The 6,768-nt window shown below is 67.6% G+C and carries 7 protein-coding genes and 1 pseudogene; 6 read left to right on the top strand and 2 right to left on the bottom strand.

Annotation, left to right across the window (positions count from 1 at the left end; all coding sequences use genetic code 11):
• Together AC36XV_RS13135 and AC36XV_RS13140 are read left to right on the top strand one after the other, a co-directional pair.
• Positions 1-270, top strand: a 270-nt coding sequence (locus tag AC36XV_RS13135; RefSeq protein ID WP_492204142.1) for a tetratricopeptide repeat protein, incomplete at its 5' end; no start/stop codon positions are given.
• On the top strand, positions 267-722 hold the full coding sequence (locus AC36XV_RS13140; RefSeq protein ID WP_492204143.1) for an acyl-CoA thioesterase: 456 nt from the start codon (positions 267-269) through the stop codon (positions 720-722). The genes AC36XV_RS13135 and AC36XV_RS13140, both read left to right, overlap by 4 nt.
• Before the next feature lie 46 nt (positions 723-768).
• Here the strand turns inward: AC36XV_RS13140 and AC36XV_RS13145 are convergent, their stop codons facing one another.
• A complete protein-coding gene (locus AC36XV_RS13145) occupies positions 769-1,998 on the bottom strand; it encodes a permease (RefSeq protein WP_492204144.1) in 1,230 nt (409 codons plus the stop codon).
• Between the two features lie 179 nt (positions 1,999-2,177).
• On the opposite strand from AC36XV_RS13145, the gene AC36XV_RS13150 reads away from it, so the two are divergent.
• The 4 genes from AC36XV_RS13150 (at position 2,178) to gyrB (ending at position 6,496) form a co-directional block, all read left to right on the top strand.
• Positions 2,178-2,750: a superoxide dismutase family protein gene (locus tag AC36XV_RS13150; RefSeq protein ID WP_492204145.1), complete on the top strand. Its 573-nt coding sequence runs from the start codon at positions 2,178-2,180 to the stop codon at positions 2,748-2,750.
• A gap of 201 nt (positions 2,751-2,951) precedes the next feature.
• Entirely contained in the window at positions 2,952-4,175 is a 1,224-nt protein-coding gene (gene recF / locus AC36XV_RS13155) for a DNA replication/repair protein RecF (RefSeq protein WP_492204146.1), read from the top strand.
• Positions 4,168-4,563, top strand: coding sequence for a DciA family protein (locus tag AC36XV_RS13160; protein WP_492204147.1), 396 nt, complete (start codon positions 4,168-4,170; stop codon positions 4,561-4,563). The genes recF and AC36XV_RS13160 overlap by 8 nt, the downstream gene beginning before the upstream one ends.
• Positions 4,550-6,496 carry a DNA topoisomerase (ATP-hydrolyzing) subunit B gene (gene gyrB, locus AC36XV_RS13165; protein ID WP_492204148.1) on the top strand — a complete coding sequence of 649 codons (1,947 nt, stop codon included), beginning with the start codon at positions 4,550-4,552 and terminating at the stop codon, positions 6,494-6,496. Before AC36XV_RS13160 ends, gyrB begins: the two co-directional genes overlap by 14 nt.
• A 67-nt stretch (positions 6,497-6,563) precedes the next feature.
• Here gyrB and AC36XV_RS13170 read toward each other — a convergent pair.
• Positions 6,564-6,768, bottom strand: a pseudogene (locus AC36XV_RS13170) (trehalose-phosphatase); the annotation flags it as partial.

Below are 6,768 nucleotides of genomic sequence, written 5' to 3' on the forward strand. Positions count from 1 at the left end.
AGAGAGCAAGGGAGGTTTGAGGAAGCGGCTCGGTGGTACGGAACGACCCCTCGCATCAAGATGTGGCCGGATCAGGACCTCGTAATCCTTGCTCCGGTCTTCCGCGGCCGCGCCATGGCCCTCGACGCCCTCGGTCGCCACGAGGAAGCCCTCCACTACTACCGCCGCTTCGTGACCCGCTGGCAGGACGCCGATCCGCAGCTGCAGCCGCAGGTCGAGGAGGCCCGCCAGCGGATCCGCGAGCTGGAAGCGGAGCTGGGACGATCATGAGCGATTCCATCCCCGATGTCCTTGCCGGATGGCCTGTCGTCCTTCGCATCCCCGTGCAGTGGGGCGAGATGGACGCGTACGGACACGTCAACAACACCGTCCTGTTCCGCTACTTCGAGTCGGCCCGGGTCGAGTACCTCGTGAAGTGTGGATTCGCGCGGTCGTGGGAAGAGGACCGGATCGGGGCGATCCTGCACTCCACCGGCTGCCGGTTCCGGCGGCCTCTCTTCCACCCCGACACGGCGATCGTCGGGGCCCGGGCGCTGGAGATGGAGGAGGACCGGTTCACGATGGAGTACGTGGTGGTCTCCGGGGCTTCGGGAGAGGTCGCCGCCGAGGGAGCGGGGGTGGTCGTGTCGTACGACTACGGGGCGCGCCGGAAGTGCCCGATCCCCTCGCACGTGGCCGATCGGATCCATCGGATCGAGGGCTGGGAAACCGAGCCGGACTGACGGGTCGACGAGGCGCCGCCCGGGTTCCGTCCCGCTCACCGCCCCCTCAGGCGACCCACCATGCGAGGGCCCAGCCGGCGATCAGCCACAGCGCCGCCCCGACGGCCAGGGTCGTGAGGATTCGGTCCGACAGCGACGGGGACCCGTGATCGTGCTCGTGTCCGCCGGTCCCTTGCCCCCGCCAGGACATCCAGGCGAGTCCCGCGGTGGCCAGCAGGAAGAGGCCGTTCAGGACGGTCGTGTAGTTGAGGCCGAAGGGGTTGCGCTCCGACGCAAGCCGGCCGCTGCCCGGCTCCGGCAGCAGATCGAGCGCGCCGAGCCCGTAGTGCAGCACCAGCGCGGTGACCACGAGGCCGATCAGCAGCAGGCCGAGAATGTAGAGCGCCATCTTCCACCCGTAGTACGACGCGTTGATCCGGAGCACGGGCAACACGACCAGGTCCGAGAAGATGAAGGCCATCACGCCCGCGAAGCTGACCCCCTTGTCGAACAGGAGCGCGGCCAGCGGGATGTTGCCCATCGATCCGATGAAGGTGAAGAACGCGGCCACCGGTCCCACCACCGTCTGCTGGAGAACGGCCAGGAATCCCGGATCGGCGGCGTTGGGGCCGCCCGAGCCGAGGAACAGGGAGCGGAAGAAGGCGTCGGGGACGAAGGCGGCGATGACGCCGGCCACCGTGAACCCGATGAGCACGTCCTTCCATACCATCTGCCACTCGCCCACGTAGATGCGGCCGATCTTCTCCCAGCCGGGCACCGACGTGAGAGTGCTCCTCCAGTCGTCGACCTCCTCCTCGTCGTGCACCATCTGGTCGGCGACCCGTGCTCGGGCATTGGCGACGAGTCCGCGGGGTTTCGTGAGGCGAACGAGGAGCCAGACGATCAGAACGAGGAGGATTCCCCCGACGTACTCGCCCACCACGAACTGCCAGGTCAGAAAGATCGCGATGACGATTCCGAGCTCGATCACCAGGTTGGTCGACGCGAGCAGGAAGGCGAGCGAGGCGGCGAGGCCCGCCCCCTTCTGAAACAGCGCTCGGGTGGTGGCCAGCGCAGAGAAGCTGCATGAGCTCGACAGGAAACCGAAGAAGGTGCCGAGGGCCACGCTCCGGGGCCCTGCGTCTCCCATGGTCCGTCGCATCGCGGCGGGCGTGACGATCACCTGTATGAGGCTGCTGATCAGATAGCCGAGCACGAAGGCCCAGAGCGCCATCCAGAAGAACCCGGCGCTCGTGGCTGTCGCCTTCGCCCAGTTCTCGAGGAAATGCGGCTGCATGTTCAGGCTCCCCTCGGCGGATCCGGAACGACGACGCGAAGGGCCTGCGTTCGAACCAACGGCCGGGCCCTCGCGAAAGGACGGTCGATGACCGTAGGGTAGAATAGACCCAGCACCGTGGCGGAGCGAACGCCGGCGCAGGGGTCCGACCACCGCCCCGCGAACGATGGGAGACATCGATGTACCATGACCGAAGACGAGAAATCAACCTTTCGTGCAGGGCCTTCTGCCTCTCGGCCGCCCTGCTGATCCTTTCCGCCTGCATGCCCTCGGACGACGTGGAGTGGCAGGACGAAACGCCTCTGAACCGGGCGGTGGCGGTCCTGCACCCCACCGCGGGCTACACGGCCGGGGGAGTCGTCACGTTCACCAACGTCGCTGGCGTGTACGAGATCGAGGCCGTGCTGAACGGACTCGAGCCGGGAGAGCACGGCTTCCATATCCACGAGTACGGGGACTGTTCGGCGCCGGACGCGACGTCCGCGGGAGGACACTTCAATCCCGAGGGCTCGATGCACGGGGCGCCGGAGGACGCCGTCCGGCACGTGGGCGATCTCGGCAACGTGATGGCCGATTCCGTTGGCGAGGCCCGGCTCGAGGCCTCGGACATGCGCATCTCCTTCCGAGGTGAGCACTCCATCATCGGTCGCGCCGTGGTACTGCACGCCGGTGCCGATGACCTGACGTCACAGCCCTCCGGTGCCGCGGGTCCGCGCGTGGCCTGCGGTGTCATCGGGATCGCGGCCGACTGACCTCCAGGGGAAGTGCGAGGCCATTTCTGCTACCGCCGTCCCGGGGTGTCCGCGTCCCCTGCGGCCCCGGGCCGGCCGGACTTCCGCGAACGGTGCCCCCGGCCGATCGCCGATGACCCGGAGATGCGCTTGATATCAACGTTTTCGCGCCCTCGGGACCGTTGCGGGAAGTGACCCTGCCGCCGTATTTTTCCTTGATATATGTCAAGTGCTGCCAGCGCCCCGATCGAGGCGCCGGGGCAGGCCCGATCGGCCTGGCTCGAGCGCCTGACCGTCCGTAATTACCGGAACTTCGGCGAACTTCGACTGGAGCTTCCGGAGGCCGGTGCGATGATCGTCGGGCCGAACGGGTCCGGGAAGACGAACCTGATCGAGGCGATCTACTACCTCGAGATCTTCCGGTCGTTTCGGGGAGCGCGCGATGCGGACCTGGTGCGCTTCGGCGAAGACGTGTTCCGGGTCGAGGCGACCGTGCGGGACGGCGGTGCGACGGAAGAGCTGGCCGCGGCGTACCAGAAGACGGGACGCCGGAAGAAGGTGGAGCGGGACGGGGCCGAGACGGAGCGGATCGCCGACGCTCTGGGGGCCCTCGGAGCGGTAGTGCTGAGCCTCGAGGATGCCGACCTGGTTTGTGGATCGCCCGGCCGGCGCCGCCGGTTTCTCGACATCCTGCTGTCGCTCGTCGAGCCGGGCTACCTCGGCTCGCTTCAGCGATATCGGGCCGTGCTGGCGCAGCGCAACGAGGCGCTCCGTCAGGGGGCCGGGGACACGGTGGACGTTTGGACGGAGGGTCTCGTCGGGCCCGGCGCCCGGGTGATGGCCGACCGGGAAGCGTGGATCCGCTCGGCTTTGCCGGGTTTCGCGGCGTATCACGCGGACATCGCCGGCGGGTGGAGCGGGACGCTCGAATACGAGCCCGGGGTCGGGACCGCCGCTCCCGCACCGGGCGACGAGGCGACGGGGGACGGACTTCCGGGGGACGTCGACGCTCGGGTCAGCCGATGGGAGGAGGCGCTGCGTCGCGCCATGCGCGAGAACGCCGAGCGCGACCGGCGACGCGGCTCGACGCAGGCGGGGCCGCACCGGGACGATCTCGTGCTGCGTGCCGTGGTGGAGGACAGCGGGGAAGAGCGGGACCTGCGAACGTTCGGGTCGGGCGGCCAGCAGCGAACGGCGGCCATCGCGCTTCGCCTCGTCGAGGCCGACACGCTTCGCGAGAAGCTGGGCCGCGATCCGATCTACCTGCTCGACGACGTGTTCGCCGAGCTGGACCGGGACCGGGCTTCGCGCGTCGTTCGGCTGCTCGACGAGGGAAGGTCCGGTCAGGTGCTGATGACCGCTCCGAAGCCGGCGGACATCGAGCTGCGCGGAGGCGGACTGGCGCACTGGAGGATCCGGGAAGGGGTCGTATTCACGGATGGATGACGGGCGATCCGGACCGGCGACGACGGGCAGGCGAAGGAAGCGCCGCCACCCGGGGGACCGTAAGACCCCTCCCGAGCGGATCGCCGGCCTCGTGGACGCGATGTTCCAGCGTCTCGGGATCGCCGAGAAGGTGGAGCGCGCCTCGGTGGTGGCGGACTGGGAGGACCTCGTCGGCGAGCACATCGCCCGCGTGGCCCGTCCCGTACGGGTACAGGGAGAGACGCTGTTCGTGGAGGTCCAGAGCGCGTCCTGGCGCATGGAGCTGTCGATGATGCGACCGCAGCTGATGCGGAAGCTGAACGCCGGCAAGCGACGGGGACGCATCGAGAGAATCGTGTTCGTGCAGGCGGACGGAAGGTTTTCGGAGGAACGGGATGGCCAAGGCTAAGGGCAACGCTGCGAAGGGGAAGGGCGACGGTTACACGTCCCGCCAGATCCAGGTCCTCAAGGGCCTCGAGGCGGTGCGGAAACGACCCGGGATGTACATCGGGTCCACCTCCGCCCGCGGGCTGCATCACCTGGTCTACGAGGTCGTGGACAACTCGATCGACGAGGCGATGGCCGGCTACTGCACGGACATCGAGGTGATGATCCACGACGACGACTCGATCACCGTCTCCGACGATGGGCGCGGGATCCCGGTCGACATCCATCCCACGGAGAAGATCCCCGGGGTGGAGCTCGCCCTCACCCGGCTTCACGCGGGCGGCAAGTTCGACAAGGAGTCGTACAAGGTCAGCGGTGGGCTCCACGGCGTGGGCGTGTCGGTGGTCAACGCGTTGTCGGAGCGACTCAGCGTCGAGGTGAAGCGGGACGGCTTCGTGTGGACGCAGAGCTTCCAGCGGGGCGCCCGGGATGCCGAGCTGGCGAAGGGCGCGAAGACGAAGGAGACCGGCACGACGGTACATTTCAAGCCGGACCCGGAGATCTTCACCGAGCTGCAGTACAGCTGGGACACCCTTGCCAACCGGTTGCGGGAGCTCGCCTACCTCAACGCGGGCGTCAGCATCCTCCTCCGGGACGAACGATCGAACGGTGAGGAGCCCCGCGAGGAGCGCTTCCACTACGAGGGCGGGATCGTCCAGTACGTGGAGTACCTGAGGGGCAGCAAGACTCCGCTGCACGACGAGGTCATCTACCTCGGGGGCTCGCAGGATGGGACCGAGATCGAGCTCGCGATGCAGTACACGGACGGGTACAACGAGGACACGTTCACCTTCGTCAACAACATCAACACGCACGAAGGCGGCACGCACCTCTCCGGGTTCAAGGCCGCGATGACCCGGACGATCAACGCCTACGGGAGCAAGAACGCCAAGAAGGGCGACCCCAGCCTCTCCGGCGACGACGTGCGTGAGGGCCTGGTGGCCGTGCTCTCGGTGAAGGTCCTGGAGCCCCAGTTCGAGGGGCAGACCAAGACCAAGCTGGGGAACAGCGAGGTTCGCGGTGCCGTCGAGAGCCTCGTGAACGACAAGCTCGGCACGTGGCTGGAGGAGAATCCCTCCTCGGCCCGCCGGATCATCGAGAAGGCGGTGCAGGCGGCACGGGCCCGGGAAGCGGCCCGCAAGGCCCGCGACCTGACCCGGAAGAAGTCGGCGCTCGAAACCGGGATCCTGCCCGGCAAGCTGGCGGACTGCTCGAGCCGCAATGCCTCCCTTTCGGAGCTGTACCTGGTGGAGGGGGACAGCGCGGGCGGCTCCGCCAAGCAGGGAAGGGACCGGGAGTTCCAGGCCATCCTGCCGCTGAAGGGCAAGATCCTGAACGTGGAGCGCGCGCGGATCGACAAGATCCTCTCCAACGACGAGATCCGGGCGATCATCACGGCGATCGGTTCGGGAATCGGGGAGGAGTTCTCTCTCGACTCCGCCCGTTACCACAAGATCGTCATCATGACCGACGCGGACGTGGACGGCGCACACATCCGGACCCTCCTGCTCACCTTCTTCTTCCGGCAGATGCAGGAGCTCATCGAGGCGGGCTACGTGTATATCGCGCAGCCGCCGCTGTACCGCGTCTACAAGGGTCGCAAGGAGATCTACTGCTACACGGAGGAGGAGCGGGAGCGGGCCGTGAAGGAGTTTTCGAACGGCAAGGGCTCATCGTCCGTGAATACCCAGCGCTACAAGGGACTCGGCGAGATGAACCCGGAGCAGCTGTGGGACACCACCATGAACCCGGACAACCGGACGCTGCTGCAGGTGACGATCGACGAGGCGACGGAGGCGTCGCTGCTGTTCGAGCGGTTGATGGGCGACGACGTGGAGCCGCGGCGCCAGTTCATCGAACAGAACGCGAAGTTCGTCCGCAACCTTGATGTCTGAGGCTGACAGGACTCAGGCATCGAGGATTCCGAGCGCAGCGAGGACCCACCTGGACGTTTGACGGAGGTCAGCGCTCGCCGCCGGTCACTCGACTTCTGAGTTGCAGCAGCCGTGAGAGCAGCGCGGCCACCTGTGCCGGGTCCGCCACCCGGAACCCGGCGGCCGTCGGCTCCGGCCCCACCTTCACGCTCACGTCCCGCACTCCGAGGGTCTCAAATGCCGCTTCGTCGGTCACGTCGTCGCCGATGAAGACCGGCACCCGCCCGGCGAAC

The sequence above is a fragment of the Candidatus Benthicola sp. genome (assembly GCF_058719085.1).